The sequence below is a fragment of the Gloeothece verrucosa PCC 7822 genome, assembly GCF_000147335.1.
Taxonomy (GTDB): Bacteria; Cyanobacteriota; Cyanobacteriia; order Cyanobacteriales; family Microcystaceae; genus Gloeothece; species Gloeothece verrucosa.
This window is the reverse complement of sequence record NC_014502.1, coordinates 15,723-39,991: the sequence shown is the minus strand read 5'-3', so window position 1 is coordinate 39,991 and position 24,269 is coordinate 15,723. Positions and strand designations below refer to the sequence as shown.

Genomic DNA, 24,269 nt, shown 5'->3' with positions numbered 1-24,269 from the left:
TTCTTTGACTATTTGAACAATATAAAGTTTTTTAAACTTTGTCGGACTTTTCTAGAGCTAACTCCCAAGAAATTTCCGCGACAAGTCTCTTAAATTCAGCTTTGGTCAACCAATATCTGCTATAAATATCGGCTCTCAATAGCAATTGATCAAAAACCGATTTTTGTTGTAAACAGTCCTTGATCGCCATTCTGGCTTCTTGATGACGTTCAGCTTTCAACTGAGCTATTTTTTGTTGCCGAGTTAATTTGTCCATAATCAAAAAACAACAATGAACTTAGACTTGACAATTATAACAATTATTTCTGATTTCAGGACAGTTATTGCTCTTATTGACATTAAACAACTCAAAAATTTAACTCACCCCCTAAACCGAGCCAAAGTATTGACTAATCCTAAAAGCTTTACTTGATAAGGATTTAACGATTTCAACAAGGATGCTTGTTAAACTGTTGTTGAAGACTTGTTGAAAAGATGTTGAATAACTGTTGAATAAGCTGAAATGTATATATATAAACAGTTTTAACAATTAATTAAACCCATTTAGATACACCCTGTAGAGGGGGGGTGTTCGCCGACCTCTTCACAGAACTTAACAATGAAGTTAATGAGAATAACTTTTATTTAAGGACAAATAGTCGCTCTTTAACAGTAATCCTCAAGTCCCAACCAGTTTGTCGAACGGGTAAGGCTTTTTTAGCTCCCTAAACACACCTTATTTTTAATAGAAATGCTCCTTGAGGAGCCGATAAATATGAGCGTCATTTATCTACTGGTTAAATCTAAATTGAATGATCTTAAAAACCGCTAAAGTGACGATTTTTAAGCATCCTGAAAGGGGCTTGTCATAATTTAAGATAACAAACCTACATACTTTTTCCACCACAGTTACTAGCTCAATAACGATGGTGTTTAAAATTGATTTTTAAGGGGTTTTGATGCCGTAGTTAGAGAGAGTTTAACCCCCCTCATTATCTTCAATTACAGTTGCCCGTAGATAACGCTCATGAACCCAAGTATTAGCGGCATCATTTAATAAATAAACCCATTCAAAAACTTTAAACGCTCGATTAACAATTGTCCTTCCTTTTTGTGTTAAATCATAAGTCGGAATGTAACGCTCCACTTGTTGACCAATTTCAAACAAAGGAGCGGGTTTAGATGGTTGGTTTTCTACTGTCTGGTTATCATCTAATTCATTTAAATCAGTTACTTCAACTTGATTGTTAGGAGCCTCCTCAGATAAATTAGCCACATCCGATGCCGCATTACCGTTATCAGTTGTGCCAGCGCTGCTGGTAATATTTGGTTCTGATTGAGAAACGGTTATTGTCTCAGTATTAGAGAGTGATTCGGTTGGAGGCGGAGTATCCGGTACCGGCGGCGGTTGGCCTCCACCATCGTCATCATCATCCCCAGTAGTTGGCAAACAGTACATCCAACGCCTGGGGTTGACCAGTGAGCGCTGTTTAGTAATTAGTTGCCGGTCTTCTAAGCGATCTAATACGGTATAAAGCGATCGCCCGATATTCAGATAGGAGTCAATTTCGCTGTAATCTAGCCCATGCGGCGCAAACCGAGCCAGTAAATCCAGCACACGCTGACCTTGAGTTCTCTTTTCTCCATTTTCGTCACCGAATTCGCCAACATAATCAAATATGGTGCTAGATGCCCATAAATCCTTGGGATTAAGCTTGAGTATATGGCAAACCGCTTGACCTTCACGCGGCTTAACTCTTAACCAACGACGAGGATCTTGTTCGTCATCAGGGTTAACGGCTTTGAGTTGCAAAACTCCCCAAGTAGCGGCTACAATTCTCGCACTCCCTGAAACTTGGTTGATTCCCTTAGCATCAGGACATTTGTTCTCATGATGAATTAAGATCCCTGACGCGCCATAACTACCGATTAAGTTTTTCAAATGATAAATCGAACGAGCAAACTCTGGGTCTTTTTCCGATACTCCTAAATTATCGGTAATGCTAGTCAATGAATCAATAATTACCAACACCGGTTGATGCTCTCCCAGTGCCTTATCTAAAGGCGATAAGTCATTAATATCCAGCTTGGTTATGATTCTTAGATCATTACGGTTAGCCAGCAGATCAAAACCCTTAGCTCTTAGCCGCCTCTTAGTCGAGTTACCAGACTCATCCGAGGTGACTAACAAGACTTTACCTTTGACTCCTGGTTGCTCCCCCAGAACTCGTTCACCTGTTAACACGCCGTAGGCTATGTCAGTCGCCAAGAGAGTTTTACCGGTTTTGGCTAGAGCGGCTAATAACACCGTTTCCCCTACAGGCAAAATACCAGGAACGAGCCACTGCAAGCCCACTGTACCACTATTTAAAAACTCGTCGAAACTAAAATCTGATTGAGCCATTGTTTCTAACTCTTTTTGGGTCTGTTGGACTAAATAATTTAAATCAGCTTTAGAAAGACGATAATGGCTGCAAATGTGACTTTTAAGCAACATTTTCTCATAAGGGTCTAGAGTCTGGACATAAGCCAAAATCTCCAGCTTCAGCCTGGCTTTCTGGGTTTCTCCCCGAAGTTCCTTTTTAGCGGCTTGGACAAAGTTGTTCTCCCATTGATAGGGATTAATCTTTAGCTCCGAGCGTAGGTGTTCTAGCTTGGCGTTCTGTTGAAGTTCGGATAAATCAGGGATTTTGAGGATTTGCTTTATTTGAGCGATCGCTCTAGATAATAGTGATTTATCCCCTGAAGCGATGGTAAGAGATTGGGCTTGATGGATGATCAGTTCGGCGATTTGAGCGGGAGAATAATTAGGGTCTTCTACCCATTCGGTTATTTTGTAACTGAGGGATTGAAGCTCACGTTTTTCCCAGTGTTTTCTGACAATGTTCCGAGCATAGCTATCTATGTTAGCTGCTGATACGGTACGTTCAATTAAGGTAGCCAGCCGAGAAATTCCGCCAATTTGCTCTAGAACACCTTTTTCTTCCAAGTGATGGCTCACTGTCATCAAATCGGTAGGCAGTCCAGAACGGTACAATTCTAAAGCGGTTTGGTAAATAGTGGCGTGACTACGAACATAAAAGTGTTCGGGGGATAGGATATTTTCGACTTTGGCGATCGCCCTAGAGTCAAATAAAATGCCACCTAAGATGAGTTCTTCGGCTTCAGGATTGGCTAAAAATTTGGGTTCTGTTGGTTTATTTGCTACGGTCATAGTTTTCCAGACAGATGTATTAGCTGGAGTTCCCAATCTTACTGGCAGAATTTGGCTGACTACGAGACAATAATATAAGTGAAAAGTAGAATTGAAGCTTGGTGTTCGCCTCCAAGAAGGCTATCGAAAAGCCAAATCTGAAGTAAAGCAAAGGGGGCAGCCAGGTTTTTTAAAACTGATGCGTCACCATCAGTTAAGTTCTGTAAATCGGATCATTGTTTTTCAAGAGGTTAGTTTCAGCAGAGTTCTCAGATGAGTATTTAAGGAAGACTCCGCTCACTTTAATGAATTTTGGTGCGAGTTTCTCGTACCGCTTCCTCCAATTGTTCAAAAGTGCATTGGTACAGGCGCAATAATTCAGAAATTTTTGTCACGCCTAAAGATGGCTCAGTTTTTCCACTTTCCCAATTTCTGATGGTAGAGTGAGCTACTCCAAGCTTAAAGGCGGCTTCTTCAGCACTCAAGCCAGCCTTTTCTCGCAGTTCTTTCATATCCATACGGGTTGCTGTTAAAAACATAGACTAACCTCATTAGACTACTAGATTACTATGTCCAGATTAGCACAATCTATTAGTCTAATTCATTGATAAGTCCAACCTATTGATATCCCCCCTCTCTTTTGTTAATTAAATGGTCTAATGTATTGCTTTGTCCATTTTATTAGACTAATATATTAATAGGAAGACAAAGTTTAACACTTTGTTCTCCTCATCCCATCAGGGATGTCCCATACGGTTCGTCTGTGTACATACGACTAACAAAAACAAAAAAGGGCAGTCCTAATCCTAGGACTCCCTTCTTAAAAATCTTATTTAATTTCTTCATCAATCATGGCACAAACAACATACCTTACGCAAACGATCGCGGTTGCAGGTATCCCCCGCATAGAATACCGCACAGAGCAACCAATCCAGACACAAATCTGCATTTGCTTCACCCCGACTTACGAAGACGACGACTATGCGTATTCCGAACCAAAGTTCGTATGGGGACAAAAAGTAGCGATCGCGGATGAATACGAAAAAGGGATCGCTGCTGGATTAGCGTCGTCCGTGAATTTATACCGTATCAGGGGGATACAACTGGTTGAGCCAACCATCAAAGTCAGAGGTAATGAGCGTTTAAGTGACGAACCCTACTGGCTCTATGGAATTGTAGCTCGCCACTGCAAGCATGAACTGCGCTGGTTCACGGAAGAGGAATTGCTGCACCAAAGTGAGTTAGAAGCCGAAATCGAGCCATTTTAGAAATCCCTGGGGGAGAGGGGACAATACCCCCCTCTTTCACCAACCAATGTCTTGAATAATACAATTATTGCTACGCAACAGGAATTCAAATGAAAAATAGCCTAGCATCCCATATTGCCCCAATATCCCAAGAATACGCTTTACTCTATTGCCAATACGGCCCAGAAAAAGGCAATCGTGACTGGAAACAGCTTTTAGAAAAGGGGGGAGTAAAAGCGCTCGATATTCAAATAGCTCGAAAGGTAATGGAAATACCGAACAAGCAGCATCTATCAAGAGGAATTATTTACTACGGCTCACCTTATTGTCAAACATTGGAAACTGAAGTTCAAAAACTTGAATACGTCAATAGGATTTTAGAGCGGGTGCAGTACCAACCTTCTCTGACAGATTTCGTCGAAAAAATGCTCACTACCCATCTTAATTATGCCGAGCTTGTTGTAGTGGCATCGGCTACAAAAATGGCCTGTATTAAAGGAATTGCTTGGTATCTAGCCAGTGGTTTCTGGCTTTTGGGGTAATTTCCCCGAAATATCCCTAACAAATCCTCACACAGCCATAGAGACTATTCATAGATTTTCAACTTTCTGAGAAATGAACCCATGAGCAACCGACGAAGAATCCCATTATTTCAGGTACGGCTCGAACACTATCTTCTAGTCAATGCCAGCAACCGTTACTGGGATGGAAGTAACTGGACATCTCAGAAGTACAAAGCCAGACATTACCCAACCTTAACGGCAGCCCAATCTGCACAGCGCCAATTACGACGGCTGAACCGTATTTTTTTAAAATCCTCTACAACAACAATCGAGGCAGTGTTATGACGACTAACTCACCAATTCCTGAACAAGATTCCGTTTTGGTCATTGAGCCTAATTTAATTCGAGGAAACAAGAACGGTATTTTAGATCTGTTGATCGTTCTTGCCAGTGCTTTATCGGGCGGTGGCGGTACCGGAGAATTTTTAGCGCCTTCGGGTGATGCCTTTGATGTAAATGTACGTTGGTGTACCACTTTTGAACAGCTAGAAGGCGACGCAGTAACTCTCCCTATTCCCGAAGTCGATCAAGAATTAGAAGCTATTTTGAGGCAGTTAATTAATAAGCATTCTTTAATGGGAATTCTGACAACTTTAAAGCATATCGGCGATCAAGCCCATAAAAACGATCCTGATAACGATTGGAAGAAGGACGCGGATGCTTTATCAGTAGCCATAGAGAGGATAGAAAACTAATGAATAATTCAACTTGTAAGAATTTAAATGAACCGGATATTGATGTGATTGCGGTTTGGTCGGGTCATGGATACCCAGACCGTCCAAATGCTCTTTATGAATCAACAGCGCGAGTAAGAATCTGGAAGAAAAAAAGCCCATTAATCGTAGTGTTCTCAGATTTAGATGCTGAAGATAGCGGAACGTCAATTACCAACTGTTCGGAGAATCTAGCCACATTGGTGAAGCTGCACTATCAACTAACTGAACCGATTATTTGGCTAGAACATTACAATCGGCACAAACATTCAGAGCTTGAAAGGAAATTCCACAGGCTGAGTGAAAGTATAAGCCAAGTGCTTTACTGTACCAAAAATGGTTACTATTTTCATTCGCGTTGGAAGCACTCGGATTTAGATGAAGCGAGAAAATTAATTGGCCATTCTTTATCAATGGATGGCCAATTCGATCTGCCTGTTGTGCGGCTAACTACGCCTTATGAACAGAAACAGAAAGATGCGCGAAACGGGGAGAAAGGATGCTCTGGCTGGAGTTAGTCAGCCCATCGGGGCAACAAAAGCTTATCAACAAGGCTATCAATACGGACTGAGTGCCGGCATAAGTATTAATTAACAATTTTACCCTTTATTCGAGACAAACCATGAAAATCATCACATCAGAAACGGGAAAAACATCAGTTTTACTGCCAACGCAGCTAACCCAACTGTACACGAGGCTGGATGGGGGAGCGATTGTCAACAAACAATTTGATGCTGATTTGGGAGAAGCCTACCGTTCGGGGGAATTTGACAAGCACATTGTGGCGACTAAAGCGGATTTAGTCTTAATTAATCCGTCACGCCCCAATTATTCTCCTGTTCGTCCCTTAACTCTGGGAGATTTTTATAAAGGTGAACTGTTTCGGGAAATTTTTGCCATCCCCGTATCTGGCTGGATTTTAAAGGATAAGCAGTTCGTCGAAAAACCCAGGCGCGATCCTAATCGCTTGGAAGAAAACGTCTTATGTACATTTCTCTTGAGGGGCAGAAGTCTTGATGAATACGCAAAAATGGTGACACCGTTTGAAGTCTCGCTGTTTCAAGAATATATTGCCCGTGTCAAAGAACTAAAAGCTGACTATCCCTCCATAGAATCCTACGTAGCGGCTAAAGCCAATACTATATACAGCGAGAAAATTTTCACTTTCGAGTTCACCTACACGACCAAGGGAGTCAAGGCGCACTGGTATTTGACTTGGAGCTACCGCGACCCCATAAACGATACAGAAAAAGAATTACTCGAAATTGGGCACTCTATCTCTACTGATCCCGAAATTTGCTCCTATTACCTCGTCAATCCTGTAGCCGAGAAAGGCTATTTAAAAGCTATCTCTAATGAAGCGGCTACGCCATCAGTTCCCGGACTGCGCCCAGGACTAGCCGCTAATTCTTTACCGGCCACCACTACTAAGTAACCGATTACAGCAGTAGGAGTTTTTCTCCTACTGCTATTACACTAACCGATTAGGAGACACAAGCGATGAAGGATAAGAAACCATACATCCACCCGGACGGGTCTATATTGCCCTCTGTCAATCAAATCCTAGACGCTACTGATGAAATCCCATCCAAGACTTTAACGCCGTCAGGAGAGAAAAAAAGGCAGGAGCGTATGGACAGGGGTAGTCGCTGTCATGCGGCGATAGCGGATTTATTAACAGGAGTCACGCCGCACATCGATGAAGTAATTTTACCCTGGTGGGCCAGTATCAGTGGTTTTGTTGGGGCTGTAGTCCAAGGGGAAGCCAAAATACTACTCAGTGAAAAGCCTCTTGTTCATCCGGTTTTACGTTACGGCGGGACTCCTGACCTGATTCTTCAATGGTCATCTAAATCTACGGCTCTAATTGACTTAAAATCTACCGAGGGGTCATGGAGCTACGATAAAGAAACGAAAACCCGCAGTTATACCCCTTACTGGCACGAATACCGATCCTTTGACCCATCCGAAACCCCGCCAAGATTCTTAACCTGGGATAACGCCAATCCCTATCTCAAACGAGCCTGGATTCAGTCAACCTTTTACAAGATGTTAGCTGAATATCACGATATATCTATTTCTGAGATTTGGATTGTGGTTCTGACAAAGGCTAATTATCAGGTTATCCCTCTGCCTGGGGATTTGTGGCCTCTGTGTTATGGAGAAGCGATCGCGCGATTGAATCAGTTTTATGAAAACAAAACAGTAACAGAAGTGGCTTAAACAAAAGCCATAGCCAAGATTTTCACTTTCTTACTCAATTTTTTCATCTTAGCCATGAATAGTATCACTTTACCCTCTTCAATCCGTGACGAATTCAGCATCAACCCCGATGGCAGTACCCGAACTTCTATTAGAGGGGCTGCTAGATTGGCCGGAGTTGACCATAAAGCATTAACTTATCATTTTACGAGTGGGGAAAAATCTTTGACCAAACTGGGTCAAAAGCTTATGGAACAAGGGTTTATTCCTCGTTCATTTTTTCAAGCTGGAATTCCTTTAAAAGCGATTCACATCATAATTCAACATTATGCTTTTGAAGCTGGCTCAAAATGTAGACAAAAAGCTTTTAACAATTATTATCAACTAAATAACTTACCTATTCCCCATCAAAAATTTGCTTCAAATAAAGTTACCAGAGTAGAAGATTTTTATAGAAATACTTGGGCAGCGAAACTTAATGGACAAATAGAAATTTTTACGACTGCTGGAAAAATTGACATATTAACTTCATCTGAAGTCATAGAAGTCAAAAACTTAAAAAATTGGAAAGCTGCTTATAGAAAATCATTGTAAGAGGCTAAATATTATTGTGACCTTTCCTCAATAATGAAACTGTTTTTAAACTCAAGAAAATCCCAATGCAAACTTCAATAAAATTTTCCCATGAACCTTGACAAATTTAACGAAGCATACTATCCTTTTTACATAGATCTTGGTTACACAATCACAGATATTCCCTCCGTAACCGACTCAGAACTTGAAAAATTATATACCGACCTTGAAGCCGGACTAGAAGCGGCACTAGAAAAAGGTTTTCGTGAAGGAAAAGTTAAATATTTTCTTCTTCTTTCAGGCTACGGTAATCGAATAGCTACCGTTCCCGTAGATACGGATAGCTTTGACCAGGAAGTGCAGGGCGAAATATTTGAGATAGTAAAAAACTATCAGCCACCAGTATTTGATTAAAAGCTTTAACTAACAAGGAATACAGACGATGATAGACGTAGAGACTTGCCTCATAATAGATACGGAGACAACGGGAAATAAAGATAACAATCAAGTTCTCGAAGTGGGTGCGGTATTGTATTCAATCCCTAATCAATGTATGCTCAGTTGTGGCTCCTCGTTAATAGCGGTAGATGCAGATACAATCAATGAAGCTTACTTGATTAACAAAATTGACCCATTAGCCACACAAATTTGTCCCCAACAACAAAATTATTTCCTCAATTGGTTACAAGCTGCTTATGCTTCTGCTGATGTTGTAGTTGCTCATAATGCTAACTTTGATAAAGACGTAGTTAAAAAGTTGACATGGGCACAGAAGTGGGATAAAATCTGGTTATGCAGCCTCAAAGATTTCGAGCTTTTTCCCAAACAATATAACGGCAAAAGAGACTTAATTAGTCTCTCTCAATTTTACGGAATTGGAATCAGTTGCAGCCATAGAGCAATTGATGATTGCCTGTTACTTAAAGAGGTTTTTAACCGAGTCCAAAATTTACCAGAACATTTTCGGATAGCGCAACTGCCATTAGTGGAAGCGATCGCACCGAGAAAAATTGAAGGGTCGGATAATGAAGCTGTCTTGAGTCATGGCTTTAGATGGGATAAAGACACACACGCGCTCGTAAAGAAAGATAGAAGCGAAACCTTCGATTTCCCTGTTATTCCCTATTGTGCAGACCGGAAAAAATTTAAGGCGCTGGTCAGTTTCGACAACAGACAAAAAGCATCAGACTGGGGCTTCAGTTGGAAACCTGAAACAAAAACATGGTGGCGGTTGCTGAACCCATACATGATAGATTTTTTCCCCTTCCCCGTTGCCGAACTGCATCCTGACCCCGAAGCCCAAGACCATTTAATCAATGCGTGAGGAGTGTAGCCCATGAAACCATACCAGCAACCATCGAGCAATCTGCCCCTCGGTCGGAAATTAAAGAAGAAGCTGCCAGTTAAAGTTATTCGCCCTTTTGGTCAATTACTTGAAGAAAACCAAAAACTGTCTCTTCAATTAGAGCGAGAACGTCCCCTAAAAACTTGTCACTCTAATCCGCTTCTTATCAGTCAGTTACAGGCGGAAAATTCAAGACTTAAAAATGAATTATCCTCGTTATTTTGGGGAAAATTAAACCCCTATCAATGACGATTAACTTCCCTAATTTTTGCCTTAATAAACCTTTTCAATAACTAGAGAGAATCCCATGAGTGTCTTACAAAAATCTATCGAACTAACCGAAGAAAATAATCAAGAGATTCTGTCTCATATTGCTAATCTCAAAAAGCAACTGACTGACTTAGAGCAGGAATTCCGAATTAGAGAACAACTTGCTCAAGGACAGAAAACCGCAGAAAGAGAGGCGCAATCATTATTGAACCAAATCCGAAAATTGTTTAAAGATCTCTGCCCCGTTTTTGACCCTGACAGTTTACAAAACTTGGCAACTGAAATACAAGAGATTGCCACTGAGGTAATCAATAATCATTCTGAGTATGCCCAATCTGGCCGGTTCTTAAATCCACAAGGAGAGGACACTGAACCTACAACTGATGCTCAAAATATTCCTTTAATGGTAGAAGCTTTACCACCCCACGACGACGATAGTACAAAGTTAACTCCGACTCAAATACAGACAATTCTACAAAGTGAACCCGAAACCACCGTGAACTTTATCAAGCAACAACTTGAGATTTCAGGGAAAGCCAAGCAGTTGCCGACCATCGCTCAAAAGATCTCAGAAATTGGTCTAACCCACAAACGACTCAGAAACTTGATACAAGCCGCCTTCCTTACAGCTTCACCCCCCATGTTAACGGGTAACGGTGTAGTGGCGGCTTAAAAATTGTCGAGAGAAGAGAGATATTTTATCTCTCTCTTCTCGGAAAAATCCCTAAATTGATTTAATAAAGAGGAAAATCCCGATGACATTTCCAGATTTGCCTGAAAAACAACTTATTAGACCTCAAGAAATTCCCTTGAAGTATTGGAATAAATTAATCGAGGAAATTGAAAAAGACATTTCATACATTCAAGAAAATGGGGCTGAAGACTTTTATGCAGAAAATGGATTTGATTTGGAAATTTCTCCAGATTTAGAAGAAGCTTTTTCCGATATTTATAAAATCCTCGCTCTTTCCCGAGAAGATACAGAATGGCAGGATTATTGCCCTGAATGCAATAGTAATAGAATAATTGTCGGAGAAGGCTCTGCAAAATGTGTTGATTGTGATTGGCAGAGTTTTGAAACCGATCCTCCGCCTTACTACGACATGATTGATACTTTAATTGAAAATCCTCAAACTGAAAACTTTGACTAATAAAAATTTATTTATGTTAAGCGAATCGGACAACAACAGCGACGAACAAATCCTTGAAGCCATTTTATTGCTCCTTGAAAACCTCCCCATTGAACGGGCTAGTCAAAAACTTAAACAAACCCATTTGGGCACAATAATCAATGTCATTCTAAAAAAAAGACAGTCACCCTTAAAAAGCTGAGGTAAAATTGATGAATAACCCAGAATATAACCCCGTTGGATTAGATATTTATTTCCCTTTTCTTGATTTAATTAAAGTCTCAAATTTCGTCTCTCCTTACGGACAAATAGTTATTTCAGGTTTTTCCGATAATTACACTAATATTGTCCTGCGGCTAAAAAATGGCTCAAAAAGAGAAGAAATTAAAAGTCGCTTATTATCTGAGGCTATCGCTGTCTTTAACTTTCCTCATGGCAAGGAAGATAAATTAGCACTCTACAAATTCCAAACAGGAATTGATCTAACTTCATTGTTAAAAAAACTTGAACAAGTCCAAACGGTTGAAGAACTTAAAATCATTTTTGAACAATACCCATCCGAGGATATTGATGAGTGTTGGATGATCTTTGATGACAATACTCTTAAAAGATTAAATTCTTTAGCCCAATATCTCTGACCCCAAAATTCTCGACTTTTATGCCCATTCTCTGGAGTTTCGCTTTCTCCTAGCCTCCTTTTCCTTTTAAAATTCAAATAAGCCACCTTAAGCTACCCGATCATTAATCAATATGAACAGCACCATTCCCGCCTTAGCTAAAGCCCAATACCGAGAAATTAGCAATCTCTATCAAAAAACTCGCCTTTACCAACAACTACTCCAAAAATACAATTACCAAAAAGTTAGAGGTTACACCCCATTAAAGTCTGTGTGTTTGGCCAATACGTTTTTAACAGGTGGCAGTGATAAGATTCTTCCGTCAAATTTTTACGATCCCGACATCTTAAATGATCCTGTTTGGATCACCGCCTTGGCCGGAGCTTATGACTTCCGATACAGAAAATGCCCCCATTTACTGGGTAAATAAAGATTTAATTAAGGCTTTGCTCTCCACCGAATTACCTTTATCTGTTGGCGAACTCAAAATCCCTTTTAGCCGAGCGATGTTCATCCTACCATCCCCATTTAATCCTCACTCCCGACAAACTGCCCCTGGAGTGGCTTTATTTCCGCTATTTACCCAGTGGCTTCCATCAACCATCCATCGAAATATTTGATTCAACAGGGCAAGTTCAATCCCTTCTTGGCACAACCTTGACGGTGGATAAAATCGTTTGGACGACTTCGGTTAAAGGTTTGATTTATAAAGGAATACAGGAGATTACAGAAGGAGAAATCACACGAGGCGAACTCACTATTATCGAATACCATGATTATCTTAATATTCCCCGAGCCGACAAAGAAACCGAGCAACGCTTTTGCTCTATGATTGATGATTTAATCATAAAAATTCTTCTTTATCTACAAATACGGGGTGATAAGATTGATTTATCCGAAGAAAGAGCTTATAGTCCTAAAAATACGAAAAATATCCCCTTAACACCCTCTTGGATTGGCAAAAATTATCAAGCCCCTACTCCGTCAAGTCCCAAGATTTCCCCTTCAAACCATGCCTCTCCTCGCCCTCATTTTAGAAGAGGCCACATGAAAAAGGTTGCTGTCGGGCACCTGCTGACTGAGCGTAAATGGGTGTGGATCGAACCAACATTAGTTAACTGGTCTTGAACAATTAAATTCTCTAGCCCAATACCTCTGGTCGAATAATCCTTAATACTTTATGCCCATTCCCATTAGGGAATGCTCGAACTTTAGAACCCTTACTTAAAGGACAAAAAACCGTTACACGACGGTTGTGGAAACTTCGCCACGCTCAAATATTTATCAAATATTTCGAGCAACAGACTCCAATACCAGCTATTAGTAAAGACCGGCGTTGTCCGGATTGTGTGATTGTTGGTTCAGTAACTTTAACACAACTCCCTTACTGCGAACAACTCTCTGATCTGCCTGAATCTGATGTAATTGCTGAGGGATTTCCACACCTGAGTAAGAAAGAATTTATCAATCAATTCTTTGGAGGGGATGACTCTTTAACAGTCTGGGTTATTCGTTTTAATTTTACCCCTAATGCTTCGCGGTCATTGAATTTTGTTTTGGACAAATAACCCATTTTTTGATACGATTAATAAAGATTATAGCCAAGAAGAAATTAATGAATTTATAGCTGAAATTACTAAGAGTAAAATTTTTTCAGATATGGCCAAACTATCAAAAGAAACCCGCTCAACTTTGAGCCAGCAAAAAGAACAACTGTTAGACCTGATCGACGAAGCCAAATTGCTAGAGTTTCTTCTTCTGGAAAATCGAGGAGAAAATCTTGAAACAACATCAACTTTAGAACAATTGACGGAAATAGCCGAACAAGCTAGAACTCGACTTTCCCAATTATCAACTCTTCATTTACGAGTTGCGGAAGTACAGCCTACTATTCCGGACAATCTGCTAAGGTTGATGAATGAGGCTATTACAAATATTCAAAATCGCATTGCGGCTTTGGAGCGCAGTCTAGAAGAAATAAATTTAGATTGGAGGTTGAAATGACTGGTATGCCGACTTTCCCCGATCCCGAACAAATACAACAAACATTAACTAAAGCGCATCGAAATTGCCAGGAAATGGAATTAGCGGGAATAGAATTAGAGGAAGTTATTGTTCTTCTTGAGCAAGAAATTAGAAGAACACGCAGAAAACATTTAGGAAAAATGTTGGAGCAAGAATCGAGTTAGCGCCTTTTTAAAGACGCGCTCCTCAATAATGTATCGAGCAATTAAAATATGTCGAATAATATAGATCAAGCCGCGCTCTTGAAAGCCTTATTATCTACCCCTCCAATTTATCCAGATTGGTTGGATGTGGGAAAACTCGTCTATTCGACCCAACATAAGGCTCATGGTAGAGTAATCGGTTTTTTAGATCGAATTGTCAATATACAAATCAACGGCAAAACTTATCAGGTAGCATTAAACTCTTTAAGTGCCCCAACAATCGAAATAACGAACACAATTGACCTGAGTATTATCGAAAATCCCACTTACAAACAGATTGCTTCGGAGTGGTCGATGGATTTGAATGCGGTGAAGATAATCCCAGGAAACTCCGCTAACACTTCACCAATTCCCGATAATCTGCATCATGGTTTAAAAAGCGCCTTATTGACCACAGGAATTAAACAATTTTACTCCCATCAACTAGCGGCTTGGAAAGCATTAACAACGGGTAAATCCATCACCCTCACCACCCCGACAGCATCGGGGAAAACGATAGCTTTTACTCCCTACGCCTTTGAGACAGCGTTATCAAAGCAAAAAACCTCTGTACCAATCCTAGTTGTACTTATTATAGACAGCACGGACTCTCAAATGATGCCGAACGAGTTCGGCATCCGAGTCCTCCTCAAAAGGATTTAAAACAATGCCGTCGCTGCTATCGAAAATTATCCGAGCGGCTAACTCAAAAATTAATCGGCGAGAACCGTTTTGAGCCATTAATTACATCATATTCAGCACCGATTTTAAGATTAGAAGCTAATTATGCTCTCACCTCAAAAATATTCGATGAAGCCGAATTATTAAAAAAGGAACTACTTCATGAGTTTGGAGATGCTCAATCCGTACCAGGATTGTTGAACTCAATTAATGAAGTCAATCCCGTCCAAGTAGCACTCCATTCGCTGACTCATTTCTTAGAAAAATCCGTCCCGCTATTGTTCTTGGCATCAGAATTTGATGTTAGCTCAGTGGTCGTCGAGCGGCAATTAGAACCCGAAAAAAAAAGTAATGCTCATCCAATCGTTGGCTATATTTTCGACAGTAATCATGAGGGAAACGGCACGACTGAAGCGATTTTTACCGATTGGGATAACTGTATCACTAAAGCTTATGAATTAGCCAGTAGTTGTGATTGTAATGATTCCGGTTGCCCTAAATGTCTAACCTCTCATGGTTGCCCCGAATTAAATGTTGGTCTGCATAAAACGTTGGGACTTTGGTTAGTAGAACAATTCCTGAAAAAATAGCCAATACTTCCCCTGCGCCACATGGGAGGACGATTAGTAATAAATATAAATTCGATAACTTCAATAATTTGTTAAACTAAAATAAATTAAAGCTTTGGAGTAAAAAAAACATGAATCAGTCTACAAAAAAACACGCACGACGCGGAAGAATTTTTCCAGAAATCCAATGGACACCAGAAGAAAAGGCCAGAAGAAAAGCCGAAAGGGAAGCTTTTCACCAACGTTGTCAAGTAATATTTAATGAAGTCTATACAAAGTTAATTGAAGATCATTACGGTTGGTATATCGCCATTGAACCATTAAGTGGAGAATATTTTATTGATTCAGATAAAGAAACCGCTCATAAAAAAGCGCGTCAGGCACATCCTAATTCAATTCATTGTGTTTTTTGTTTAAACGAAACAGGAGCTTGTGGCACGATATGATTCAAGGCCAATTTGGCGAACAGGGGGAAATATTTTTCACTATTGATTTAATAACCGAAGAAGGGGAATATCTGCCTGTAGATGCCATGTTAGATACGGGTTTCACTGAATATCTGGCTATTAATAAACAGGATCTGCAAGAATTAGCATGGCCATACTTCGATCAAGAAGAACTCTTAACTGCCCAAGGATTAGCCAACTTTGATATCTATAGGGGAAAAATTGTAATTAATGAACAAGATTTTGAAATTCCCGTATTTGCCGGCGACGAGCTTCAAGAAATTTTACTTGGCTCAAAATGGCTCAAGCTATTCAACCTAATAGCCAAGTACAGAGAAGGAGAATTAAAATTAGAATAAAAAAACTTAGAGCCGGTAAAAACATTTAAAAAATCATTTTATGTCTTAAGCATAAACTAACAAATTTTAATCAGCTAGTAGTCCATTATTTTACCCTTAAAACTAAAGAGGAAATTGAAGCTATGTTTAACTTAAGTGATTTAAAACAAACTCGTGTTTATCAAGAAGCATTAGCTGAAGGGGAAGCTAATCTGATTTTACGTCAACTCAACCGTCGTCTTAGTCAAATTCCTCCCGTACAAATTGAACAAATTCGAGGGCTATCAGTGGAACAGTTAGAGAACTTGGGAGAAGCTTTATTGGATTTCAGCAGTGTGGAACATTTGAGGCGGTGGCTGGAAGAAAATTAAGCCTCAATATTTGTACAAACAACTAACATTATTTTAAAAGATTGATTAGAGGCTATTTATAAAGTCAATCTTAAGAAACGAGGCGACGCAACATTATCCTTGTCATAACTGCATAAATAGCGGCTTCACTCATTTCTGATAATTTTTCATAATCTTTACTCAAACGACGATACCAGTTAAACCAGCCGAACGTTCGTTCCACAATCCATCTTTTCGGTAAAACTTTAAATTTTTTGTCTGAACGCTTTATTACTTCTACTCTTGCTTGAATCATCAACCAAATAGCCAGAGCAAATTTATCACCACTATAACCAGCATCTACCCACATTAAAGCCACTTTTTCAAGCAGTTTGGGATTTTCTTCTAATAGTTCCATTACCGCCGTCGCCGCTAAGACTCTTTCTTGACCATGAGCTTCAGCTACAATTACTTTCAAGATTAATCCTAAACTATCAACTAATAATTGCCTTTTTCGGCCTTTGACTTTTTTTCCACCGTCAAAGCCATACACATCCCCCTTTTTTCGGTTGTTTCCACCGATTGGCTGTCTGCTATGATTACACTACTTTGCGGAGATTTCCCTACCTGTTGACGAACCATCTGCCGGAGGGTGTGATTGATTTTTTCCCAAACCCCCTTTTTGACCCATTTGCGATAATAACTATAGACTGTGGAGGGAGGAGGAAAATTTTTGGGTAAATATCTCCATTGGCATCCGGTCTTCAAATGATAATATATCGCATTACAGACTTGTCTAATATCTGTAGTACGCGGATGTCCCCCGGATTTAGCGGCTGGAATAAGTGGGGCAAGCAATTCCCATTCGGCATCAGATAAATCACTTGGATACAAGCAGATCGCTCCTCACTTTTGATTGCGAACAATTACCCAGATTAGATTAATCGTTTTTGGCCTATTTTTTTCTTGTCTTTAGATTTACTTTATAAACACCCTCTAACTGCTACTATTGCACTACCATCTTCATTAACACTAAATTCTGAGTTGCTAAAAGCTAAAATACCTGAGCCAATAGGATTATACGAAGTATTAAATTTCCAATCTAAAATATCATGAATTCCACTTGCTGCTCCTGTACCGGAAGTAAAACCAATAAAGGCATTTTTTTGTCCTAAAACTGTAAGTAAATCAACACTATAAGTTAATAACGGATCAACAGGTCGTTGATTAGTTTGGGCTAAACGGACTTCCAAAATATTTGTACTGCCATTGTAATCTACCCAAGCTCTCCAAACATTACCATTATTCAAACGGGTAGGAATAGGTTGAAGCGCAACTGAATCAATATTTCCATTAAGATTAATCCCAACATGATTGCCGCTATTGTCGTCAATTCCTCCATTATTAAAAGTGTCAAATTCGATTCCCAGACTTTTGTTAATTCCTTCATAACCTATTCCACCACCACCACCACCAACATTATTAGCGATTGTTTGTATGACAAAAACTAATCCATCAGCACCTTGCCCATCAAGATCAGAAACACCTTGAGGATTGCTAATTTGAAACTCGAAGAAAGTGCTAAAAGAAACATCATCTGCTAAAGAAATAGGATTAGTAACAAATGCTCCCCCACTCTGACTAAGGTTATCGGTTAAACGAAGAACGGGGGATATTCCATTGACTCCAGTAGTTAATTTGGCGACCCCATTTAAAGTTAAATTAGGACTGATAACTAATGTTGCTGTATTTTGAGTTCCAATTGTAGCATTACCTGTAGGATTACTTAAGCTAAGATTAACAGTTTCTAAAAACTCAAATTCTGACTCTAAAAAATCATCAGGTATAGTAAGGGTAATGTTTTTGGTGGTTTCACCTGGGGCAAAAGTGATGTTAATGGGAGTATTATCATAATCCCCTGGAGATGTTGCTGTACCATCGGATAAGGAAAGGGTTGCGCCGACTTCTCCATCTGTGCTACCTGTACGATTGACAGTAACTTGTATTGTTCCCCCTTCATCGACAGTGTAGTTAACAACACTAAAATTGATAACAGGTTCTTCAACAATGGTTAAGGTTGCTGTACCTATTGTGCCTGTTGTTGTTCCACTGGGGGAACTGGTGATAGTAAAACTTAAGTTAATGGTTTCATTCCCTTCATATAGGGTGTCATCGGTAATGGGAATAAGAACCGTTTTTTGGCTTTCTCCTTCGGCAAAGACGGCTTGAATCGGAGTGTTATTATAATCAAGTCCTGCGGTAGCTGTTCCGTCATTGAGGTTAAGGGTAACATTAACTTGCCCTCGGTTACCTAGGGTACGAGTAAGGGTAACAACAGCATTAGTTGTTCCGTCTTCTCCAGTACGGAAGTTAGCGGCACTAAAGGCGATTTCGTCTATTGTTTGCACGAAATAGCTGGAATTCAGGTTTAAATCGGCAACGGCTACCCCTTCAATGATGGCAATGAGTTCATCGGGTTCAGGTAATGTTTTAACGCGATAAATGGCTGTTCCTGTAATCCCGTTTATGGGTGAAGCGGCTAGGCGATAATTAGTTTTAGACCCGTATAGTTGGATAAAGTCTTCGGTTTTGTTGAAGTTTTGGATGCGGGCATAGTTCCCAGTTCCCGAAGAGGTGGTGCTGTTATCATCATAAAAATATTGAGTGTTGTTACCGAGAATAATGGTGTCGCTTCCTGCGCCGCCGTCGATAATGTCAATTTCATTTAATCCTGGGGTTGCTGTATAAGGGTTGACTCCGATAATAACGTCGTTACCTGCGCCGCCTTTGAGGGTGTCGTTTCCTGTGCCGCCTATAATGGTGTCGGCGTTATCAAATCCTGTTAAGTTGTCATTAGAGCTAGTGCCGGTGATGTTAAATTGCTCAATATTGCTGTAGCGCAGTAATTTCTGTCCTGTTCCATAGTATTTACCATAATAACTCCCATAGATGCCTGAACTATCATTGCTAATGCCGAGATTCTCATATCCTAAATAGGTAAAAGAAGCATTAGTATAGTCAACGGTTATACTATCTGTTCCCGTTCCTCCATTTACCGAACCGTTACTAACTAATGCCGCTCCTGTTAAAGTGAAGCTATCATTACCACTACCGGTTGTTATCGTGCCGATACTTTCAAAATTTTTAACTTGAGTATTGCTGTCACCACTTAATTGATTATTAGCTAATCCCCAGTTTAAACTCCAGTTTGTTGTGGTACTGCCTAAATCGAGATTAAGTAGATCTGTTCCTGTTCCTCCATCAAGGTAGTCTCCGGTTTTCCCACTGAGGGTATCATTTCCCCCTCCTCCGTTTAAAATATACTGACCCACTAAACTTGTCAGGTTGTCATTTTGAGAGGTTCCAGTGATGTTAAATTGCTCAATATTGCTGTAGCGCAGTAATTTCTGTCCTGTTCCATAGTATTTACCATAGTAACTCCCATAGATGCCTGAACTATCATTGCTAATGCCGAGATTCTCATATCCTAAATAGGTAAAAGAAGCATTAGTATAGTCAACGGTTATACTATCTGTTCCCGTTCCTCCATTTACCGAACCGTTACTAACTAATGCCGCTCCTGTTAAAGTGAAGCTATCACTACCACTACCAGTTGTTATCGTGCCGATACTTTCAAAATTTTTAACTTGAGTATTGCTGTCACCACTTAATTGATTATTAGCTAATCCCCAGTTTAAACTCCAGTTTGTTGTGGTACTGCCTAAATCGAGATTAAGTAGATCTGTTCCTGTTCCTCCATCAAGGTAGTCTCCGGTTTTCCCACTGAGGGTATCATTTCCCCCTCCTCCGTTTAAAATATACTGACCCACTAAACTTGTCAGGTTGTCATTTTGAGAGGTTCCAGTGATGTTAAATTGCTCAATATTGCTGTAGCGCAGTAATTTCTGTCCTGTTCCATAGTATTTACCATAGTAACTCCCATAGATGCCTGAACTATCATTGCTAATGCCGAGATTCTCATATCCTAAATAGGTAAAAGAAGCATTAGTATAGTCAACGGTTATACTATCTGTTCCCGTTCCTCCATTTACCGAACCGTTACTAACTAATGCCGCTCCTGTTAAAGTGAAGCTATCACTACCACTACCAGTTGTTATCGTGCCGATATTTTCAAAATTCTTAACTTGAGTATTGCTATCTCCGCTTAATTGATTATTAGCTAATCCCCAGTTTAAACTCCAGTTTGTTGTGGTACTGCCTAAATCGAGATTAAGTAGATCTGTTCCTGTTCCTCCATCAAGGTAGTCTCCAGTTTTCCCACTGAGGGTATCATTTCCCCCTCCTCCGTTCAAAGTGTACTGACCCACTAAACTTGTCAGGTTGTCATTTTGAGCGGTTCCAGTGATGTTAAATTGCTCAATATTACTGTAGCGTAGTAATCTTTGTATTCCATAGTATTTAGCATAGTAACTACCATAGATGCCTGAACTATCATTGCTAATGCCGAGATTGTCATATCCTATATAGCTAAAAGAAGCATTAGTATAATCAACGGTTAAACTATCTGTTCCCGTTCCTCCATTTACCGAACCGTTATTAACTAATGCCGCTCCTGTTAAAGTGAAGCTATCACTACCACTACCAGTTGTTATCGTGCCGATATTTTCAAAATTCTTAACTTGAGTATTGCTATCTCCGCTTAACTGATTATTAGTCAAGCTCAAGTTTAAAGCCCAATTTATTGTTGTCGTAGCTAAATCGAGATTAAGTGTATCTGTTCCTTCTCCTCCATCGAGAAAACTGCCCATTTGCCCAGTTACACTGTCATTGCCGGTTTCTCCATAAATTGAGTCACCTGCTTTTCCACTTAAAGTATCATTTCCGGCTCCTCCTTTTAAAATATACTGACCCACTAAACTTGTCAGGTTGTCATTTTGAGCGGTTCCGGTAATGTTGAATTGCTCAATATTACTGTAGCGTAGTAATCTTTGTATTCCATAGTATTTAGCATAGTAACTACCATAGATGCCTGAACTATCATTGCTAATACCGAGATTGTCATATCCTAAATAACTAAAAGAAGCATTGGTGTAGTCAACTGTTATACTATCTGTCCCCGTTCCTCCATCAACAGTATCATCTCCTAAACCCGGTTGTAGAGTATCATTTCCATCACCACCACTGAGGCTATCATTTCCCACCCCTCCATCTAAAATATCATCCCCTCCCAGAGCATTAATGACATCATTACCACTCCCTCCGCTAATAAAATCATCGTTCAAAGTGCCTGTTAAAGTATCGTTATTAGAAGTTCCGGTGATAATGTTTGCCATAATAATGCTACTCAAAAAATTAACAAATTTCTTACGGTCCACTAGCCACAAAAAATTTACTATCTTGAAATTTTTTTAAAGTTTTTCAAGACAAATTTATTATTAATTAAGCTAAAACTCGCTAACCTCAATTTAGTTTTACCGAGTTTAAGAGTTTTCTTAAAATTATATTTCCGTAATTTCCCGTATTTGTCAAGAGGGAGCATCCCATTTAAGCACTTTAACTTTTTAGGGGAACTGAAACCGTTGCAACTCTTTGTTTTCGGTTATGCCAACTACAAAAATATAATGCTCTCTGTCAAAAATTTAAAGTAAACTTCATAATTAGAGGGGATTTATAAAGTAAATTTAAAGACACAAGAGAAACAAGTCAGGAGCAGTTAATCCCAACAGAGTAATTGTTCAGGAGCAAAAGTGAAGGGCGACAAACTGAATTTAAGTGACTTATCTAAAGCAGAATGGGCATTGCTTGCTCCACTTATTCCACCGGCTAAATGTGTATAATAAACCTGTGCTATAAATATCAGACAAGCCTGTAATCCTATTAATAGCTGTTTGAAAACTTCTTTGGTTGAACTGATGATTTTAATCTCTTTTAAAACTTTAATCGAACGCTACTTGGTGGAATAAAGACCAAACAGGAGTTGAGGGTTACAATTTGACTGAATCCCTATGACGGATTGAAACTTAGGTGGTTCGGGCTGGACAATTTAAGAGCGTTAAAGTTGTTACACAAGTCTTACAAAACGGCGCAAAACTTAAAAAAACCTATTGGTATGCTGACGGAGTGGGATTAGTGAAAGGAATGATTGAATCAGAGAATTTTAGCTCAACTTCTGAGTTAATTAAATATACTTTAAAGAAATAATTCGACTAAAGGGGGGAGTTTTCAGTTCGGCCTGGTCATTGGCGACATGGATGGGTATATAGAAAAGTTAAATGAGGAAGAACGTTTTTCTTTTACTTGGGAAGGTTCTGATGAAATGGATGAAGCGAGTGGAAGCGGATGGATAAAGTTAGCGGTACCAAATGAAATTGAGGGGGTGATCAAACTTTCGGTTCGGAGATCAATCTGGCTTCAAAGCCAAAAAAGTTTAAAAACGAATCAATCATCTAAGGTGTCACGCTTTCCATGTCACGCTTTATGTTTATGAGCAGTATTTGAGGAATTTTTGGCCTGTTGAGGCAAGAATAATTACTCTCATTAAAATAGCCAATTAGCTTTTTCTCTAACAATCACCTTGCCCTGACGGGTAACGACTAATTGGTTACGAGTGAGAGTATAACGGACGTTACCGTTAACGGCTTCAACAACAGTTTAACAAGCATCTGTGTTAAAATTCTAAAATCCTTATTGGTAAAGCTTTTAGGGTTAGTCAACACTTTGGCTCTCTCTTGGGGGGGAGGGGTAAGGGAAGAGTTGTTGATGTCAATAAATAAAGATTATTGATAATAAAACGTTAAAGGAGTTTGCCTCATATCATCAAATATTTAAATTAGCGACTCGAAGGGGCAGCTTTGCGGAAGACCTAATTTTCTCAAGGGGTTATAATATACCTATACTAAACGAGTTATCAACTTCTCTTAAAACAGATAGACAAAGGTTTGATAATCTATATAATTATTTTGTTAATTGTTCGAGAAATTTTAAAGCTCTTGAGCTAGATATATAGATTTGGGGTTTTTGATTAACTGACAGTAACCACCCTGTGTCAATTTGAAATAAAACCCAATTCGGTTTTAAATAAATTATCCATTGATTTTGTTGAGTCGTTTGAAAATTTAATCCAAGTTTTTTAGCTTTATTAATTATTAAACCTAGTTCATCATACAAAATGTTCATAATTAAAAAATCGGTGAAATTTTTTCCCCATTTAGAATAGCTTCTTATTGTGAAGATTTCGAGCATATTAATTTAATTGCTCTTGAGGTAAAAGCACTCACCTGTAGGCGAATGTACTACCAAGTGACTGACATATTGTGTTAAAGTTTTCTTCTCGCCCAAATTAGCCGCCCCCAATGGAGTTGTCATGGGAGATTTAGGCGGGAAGCTCGCATTTAGCATACTAAATCCCGAAAAATCCGAAATTTTCCCGAAGATTAGTGAGATTTTTGAAATTGATGAAATCGTTGTCTATAATAGCTACTGAAGTTATTTATTATAGCCAACCCCCTAATGACGATTGAGATAGTTGAAATCGGTTTTGGTTTTTCCGTAGCTACAAAGGAAATTATTGCCATCCTAGATCCCGACTCCAGTCCGATTAAACGCCTGATTTCGGTAGCAAAAGCCGAAAATCGGCTGATAGATTCCACGAATACAAGAACTGTTCGCTCAGTTATTATTACCCGCTCCAATGAAGTTATCTTGTCCGGGGTTCAGGCAGCGACTATAGGGGATAAATTTGTCAATAGACATTTCCAGAAATCCAAGATCGACCCTTGATATATATAGATTTTGGAATCATTTCTAAAGATGTCTAATAGAAATAAATACTCCCCCAAACGGGCAGGGAAATTGCGCTAATTCTTAAAAAAAATCTATATTTTAGATGCTGGTGTTGTACGGGAGA

At 39.4% G+C, this 24,269-nt stretch carries 34 protein-coding genes; 28 read left to right on the top strand and 6 right to left on the bottom strand.

All coding sequences use genetic code 11. The features are described 5' to 3' along the window. Window positions 1-31: 31 nt before the first annotated feature. The 3 genes from CYAN7822_RS32705 to CYAN7822_RS32695 all read right to left on the bottom strand — a co-directional run bounded on the left by CYAN7822_RS32705 (window position 32) and on the right by CYAN7822_RS32695 (window position 3,711). Entirely contained in the window at window positions 32-256 is a 225-nt protein-coding gene (locus tag CYAN7822_RS32705; RefSeq protein WP_013325553.1) for a hypothetical protein, read from the bottom strand. Window positions 257-958: 702 nt separating this feature from the next. Then, window positions 959-3,193: an AAA family ATPase gene (locus CYAN7822_RS35165; protein WP_013325552.1), complete on the bottom strand. Its 2,235-nt coding sequence runs from the start codon at window positions 3,191-3,193 to the stop codon at window positions 959-961. A gap of 281 nt (window positions 3,194-3,474) precedes the next feature. Then, on the bottom strand, window positions 3,475-3,711 hold the full coding sequence (locus CYAN7822_RS32695) for a helix-turn-helix domain-containing protein (RefSeq protein WP_013325551.1): 237 nt from the start codon (window positions 3,709-3,711) through the stop codon (window positions 3,475-3,477). A 312-nt stretch (window positions 3,712-4,023) separates the two neighbouring features. Here CYAN7822_RS32695 and CYAN7822_RS32690 point away from each other — a divergent pair, with 312 nt between their 5' ends. From CYAN7822_RS32690 to CYAN7822_RS32580, 25 genes are all read left to right on the top strand, one after another. Further along, window positions 4,024-4,440 carry a hypothetical protein gene (locus CYAN7822_RS32690; RefSeq protein WP_013325550.1) on the top strand — a complete coding sequence of 139 codons (417 nt, stop codon included), beginning with the start codon at window positions 4,024-4,026 and terminating at the stop codon, window positions 4,438-4,440. 89 nt (window positions 4,441-4,529) lie between these two features. Continuing rightward, entirely contained in the window at window positions 4,530-4,961 is a 432-nt protein-coding gene (locus CYAN7822_RS35160) for a hypothetical protein (RefSeq protein WP_013325549.1), read from the top strand. An 81-nt stretch (window positions 4,962-5,042) separates the two neighbouring features. Further along, complete coding sequence (locus CYAN7822_RS37180; RefSeq protein ID WP_013325548.1) at window positions 5,043-5,267, top strand: hypothetical protein; 225 nt, start codon at window positions 5,043-5,045, stop codon at window positions 5,265-5,267. Continuing rightward, window positions 5,264-5,677 carry a hypothetical protein gene (locus CYAN7822_RS32680; RefSeq protein ID WP_013325547.1) on the top strand — a complete coding sequence of 138 codons (414 nt, stop codon included), beginning with the start codon at window positions 5,264-5,266 and terminating at the stop codon, window positions 5,675-5,677. The genes CYAN7822_RS37180 and CYAN7822_RS32680 overlap by 4 nt, the downstream gene beginning before the upstream one ends. Continuing rightward, window positions 5,677-6,213, top strand: coding sequence for a hypothetical protein (locus CYAN7822_RS32675; protein ID WP_013325546.1), 537 nt, complete (start codon window positions 5,677-5,679; stop codon window positions 6,211-6,213). The genes CYAN7822_RS32680 and CYAN7822_RS32675 overlap by 1 nt, the downstream gene beginning before the upstream one ends. Window positions 6,214-6,317: 104 nt before the next feature. Next, window positions 6,318-7,130: a hypothetical protein gene (locus CYAN7822_RS32670; RefSeq protein ID WP_013325545.1), complete on the top strand. Its 813-nt coding sequence runs from the start codon at window positions 6,318-6,320 to the stop codon at window positions 7,128-7,130. Between the two features lie 65 nt (window positions 7,131-7,195). After that, window positions 7,196-7,918: a hypothetical protein gene (locus tag CYAN7822_RS32665; protein ID WP_013325544.1), complete on the top strand. Its 723-nt coding sequence runs from the start codon at window positions 7,196-7,198 to the stop codon at window positions 7,916-7,918. Window positions 7,919-7,972: 54 nt separating this feature from the next. Beyond that, a complete protein-coding gene (locus CYAN7822_RS35155) occupies window positions 7,973-8,491 on the top strand; it encodes a hypothetical protein (RefSeq protein WP_013325543.1) in 519 nt (172 codons plus the stop codon). Between the two features lie 90 nt (window positions 8,492-8,581). After that, complete coding sequence (locus CYAN7822_RS32655; protein ID WP_013325542.1) at window positions 8,582-8,884, top strand: hypothetical protein; 303 nt, start codon at window positions 8,582-8,584, stop codon at window positions 8,882-8,884. Between the two features lie 28 nt (window positions 8,885-8,912). Further along, window positions 8,913-9,794 carry a 3'-5' exonuclease gene (locus CYAN7822_RS32650; RefSeq protein ID WP_013325541.1) on the top strand — a complete coding sequence of 294 codons (882 nt, stop codon included), beginning with the start codon at window positions 8,913-8,915 and terminating at the stop codon, window positions 9,792-9,794. A gap of 12 nt (window positions 9,795-9,806) precedes the next feature. Then, window positions 9,807-10,064, top strand: coding sequence for a hypothetical protein (locus CYAN7822_RS32645; RefSeq protein WP_013325540.1), 258 nt, complete (start codon window positions 9,807-9,809; stop codon window positions 10,062-10,064). Window positions 10,065-10,122: 58 nt separating this feature from the next. Beyond that, on the top strand, window positions 10,123-10,758 hold the full coding sequence (locus CYAN7822_RS32640) for a hypothetical protein (protein WP_013325539.1): 636 nt from the start codon (window positions 10,123-10,125) through the stop codon (window positions 10,756-10,758). An 82-nt stretch (window positions 10,759-10,840) separates the two neighbouring features. Then, the gene (locus tag CYAN7822_RS32635; protein WP_013325538.1) at window positions 10,841-11,236 is read left to right on the top strand and encodes a hypothetical protein; all 396 of its coding nucleotides are present in this window, start codon (window positions 10,841-10,843) and stop codon (window positions 11,234-11,236) included. A 13-nt stretch (window positions 11,237-11,249) separates the two neighbouring features. Then, complete coding sequence (locus tag CYAN7822_RS38305; RefSeq protein ID WP_013325537.1) at window positions 11,250-11,417, top strand: hypothetical protein; 168 nt, start codon at window positions 11,250-11,252, stop codon at window positions 11,415-11,417. A gap of 10 nt (window positions 11,418-11,427) precedes the next feature. Then, the gene (locus CYAN7822_RS32630; protein WP_013325536.1) at window positions 11,428-11,853 is read left to right on the top strand and encodes a hypothetical protein; all 426 of its coding nucleotides are present in this window, start codon (window positions 11,428-11,430) and stop codon (window positions 11,851-11,853) included. Between the two features lie 112 nt (window positions 11,854-11,965). Then, window positions 11,966-12,262: a hypothetical protein gene (locus tag CYAN7822_RS32625; RefSeq protein WP_013325535.1), complete on the top strand. Its 297-nt coding sequence runs from the start codon at window positions 11,966-11,968 to the stop codon at window positions 12,260-12,262. 44 nt (window positions 12,263-12,306) lie between these two features. Continuing rightward, the gene (locus tag CYAN7822_RS32620) at window positions 12,307-12,960 is read left to right on the top strand and encodes an AcrVA2 family anti-CRISPR protein (protein WP_041934378.1); all 654 of its coding nucleotides are present in this window, start codon (window positions 12,307-12,309) and stop codon (window positions 12,958-12,960) included. A gap of 125 nt (window positions 12,961-13,085) precedes the next feature. Then, the gene (locus tag CYAN7822_RS32615) at window positions 13,086-13,400 is read left to right on the top strand and encodes a hypothetical protein (protein ID WP_041934377.1); all 315 of its coding nucleotides are present in this window, start codon (window positions 13,086-13,088) and stop codon (window positions 13,398-13,400) included. Next, entirely contained in the window at window positions 13,384-13,836 is a 453-nt protein-coding gene (locus tag CYAN7822_RS32610) for a hypothetical protein (RefSeq protein WP_013325531.1), read from the top strand. The genes CYAN7822_RS32615 and CYAN7822_RS32610 overlap by 17 nt, the downstream gene beginning before the upstream one ends. Further along, the gene (locus CYAN7822_RS32605) at window positions 13,833-14,021 is read left to right on the top strand and encodes a hypothetical protein (protein ID WP_013325530.1); all 189 of its coding nucleotides are present in this window, start codon (window positions 13,833-13,835) and stop codon (window positions 14,019-14,021) included. Before CYAN7822_RS32610 ends, CYAN7822_RS32605 begins: the two co-directional genes overlap by 4 nt. Before the next feature lie 48 nt (window positions 14,022-14,069). Further along, window positions 14,070-14,702: a hypothetical protein gene (locus CYAN7822_RS39935; protein ID WP_041934376.1), complete on the top strand. Its 633-nt coding sequence runs from the start codon at window positions 14,070-14,072 to the stop codon at window positions 14,700-14,702. Window positions 14,703-14,917: 215 nt separating this feature from the next. Continuing rightward, the gene (locus CYAN7822_RS39930; protein ID WP_071881465.1) at window positions 14,918-15,310 is read left to right on the top strand and encodes a Zn-binding domain-containing protein; all 393 of its coding nucleotides are present in this window, start codon (window positions 14,918-14,920) and stop codon (window positions 15,308-15,310) included. Between the two features lie 110 nt (window positions 15,311-15,420). Next, a complete protein-coding gene (locus CYAN7822_RS32590; protein ID WP_013325529.1) occupies window positions 15,421-15,735 on the top strand; it encodes a hypothetical protein in 315 nt (104 codons plus the stop codon). Next, window positions 15,732-16,094: a hypothetical protein gene (locus CYAN7822_RS32585; protein WP_013325528.1), complete on the top strand. Its 363-nt coding sequence runs from the start codon at window positions 15,732-15,734 to the stop codon at window positions 16,092-16,094. The genes CYAN7822_RS32590 and CYAN7822_RS32585 overlap by 4 nt, the downstream gene beginning before the upstream one ends. A gap of 122 nt (window positions 16,095-16,216) precedes the next feature. After that, window positions 16,217-16,444, top strand: coding sequence for a DUF4351 domain-containing protein (locus CYAN7822_RS32580; RefSeq protein WP_049802839.1), 228 nt, complete (start codon window positions 16,217-16,219; stop codon window positions 16,442-16,444). A 70-nt stretch (window positions 16,445-16,514) separates the two neighbouring features. Here CYAN7822_RS32580 and CYAN7822_RS37165 read toward each other — a convergent pair. Both CYAN7822_RS37165 and CYAN7822_RS32565 read right to left on the bottom strand, forming a co-directional pair. After that, window positions 16,515-17,296, bottom strand: a protein-coding gene (locus tag CYAN7822_RS37165) for an IS5 family transposase (RefSeq protein ID WP_173362888.1) whose coding sequence is annotated in 2 segments (ribosomal slippage) — window positions 16,515-16,969 and window positions 16,969-17,296 — 783 coding nt in all. Because the reading frame shifts where the segments join, the coding sequence is not laid out codon by codon here. Window positions 17,297-17,385: 89 nt separating this feature from the next. Beyond that, complete coding sequence (locus CYAN7822_RS32565) at window positions 17,386-21,696, bottom strand: Calx-beta domain-containing protein (RefSeq protein ID WP_013325527.1); 4,311 nt, start codon at window positions 21,694-21,696, stop codon at window positions 17,386-17,388. Between the two features lie 691 nt (window positions 21,697-22,387). Between CYAN7822_RS32565 and CYAN7822_RS38300 the strand changes: the two genes are divergently transcribed. After that, entirely contained in the window at window positions 22,388-22,564 is a 177-nt protein-coding gene (locus CYAN7822_RS38300) for a hypothetical protein (RefSeq protein WP_013325526.1), read from the top strand. Window positions 22,565-22,610: 46 nt separating this feature from the next. Next, entirely contained in the window at window positions 22,611-22,850 is a 240-nt protein-coding gene (locus CYAN7822_RS32560; protein WP_013325525.1) for a hypothetical protein, read from the top strand. A gap of 467 nt (window positions 22,851-23,317) precedes the next feature. On the opposite strand, the gene CYAN7822_RS32555 is transcribed toward CYAN7822_RS32560, so the two are convergent. Further along, on the bottom strand, window positions 23,318-23,539 hold the full coding sequence (locus tag CYAN7822_RS32555; protein WP_013325524.1) for a hypothetical protein: 222 nt from the start codon (window positions 23,537-23,539) through the stop codon (window positions 23,318-23,320). Between the two features lie 333 nt (window positions 23,540-23,872). On the opposite strand from CYAN7822_RS32555, the gene CYAN7822_RS32550 reads away from it, so the two are divergent. Continuing rightward, window positions 23,873-24,142 carry a DUF370 domain-containing protein gene (locus CYAN7822_RS32550; RefSeq protein WP_013325523.1) on the top strand — a complete coding sequence of 90 codons (270 nt, stop codon included), beginning with the start codon at window positions 23,873-23,875 and terminating at the stop codon, window positions 24,140-24,142. Window positions 24,143-24,269: the final 127 nt, after the last annotated feature.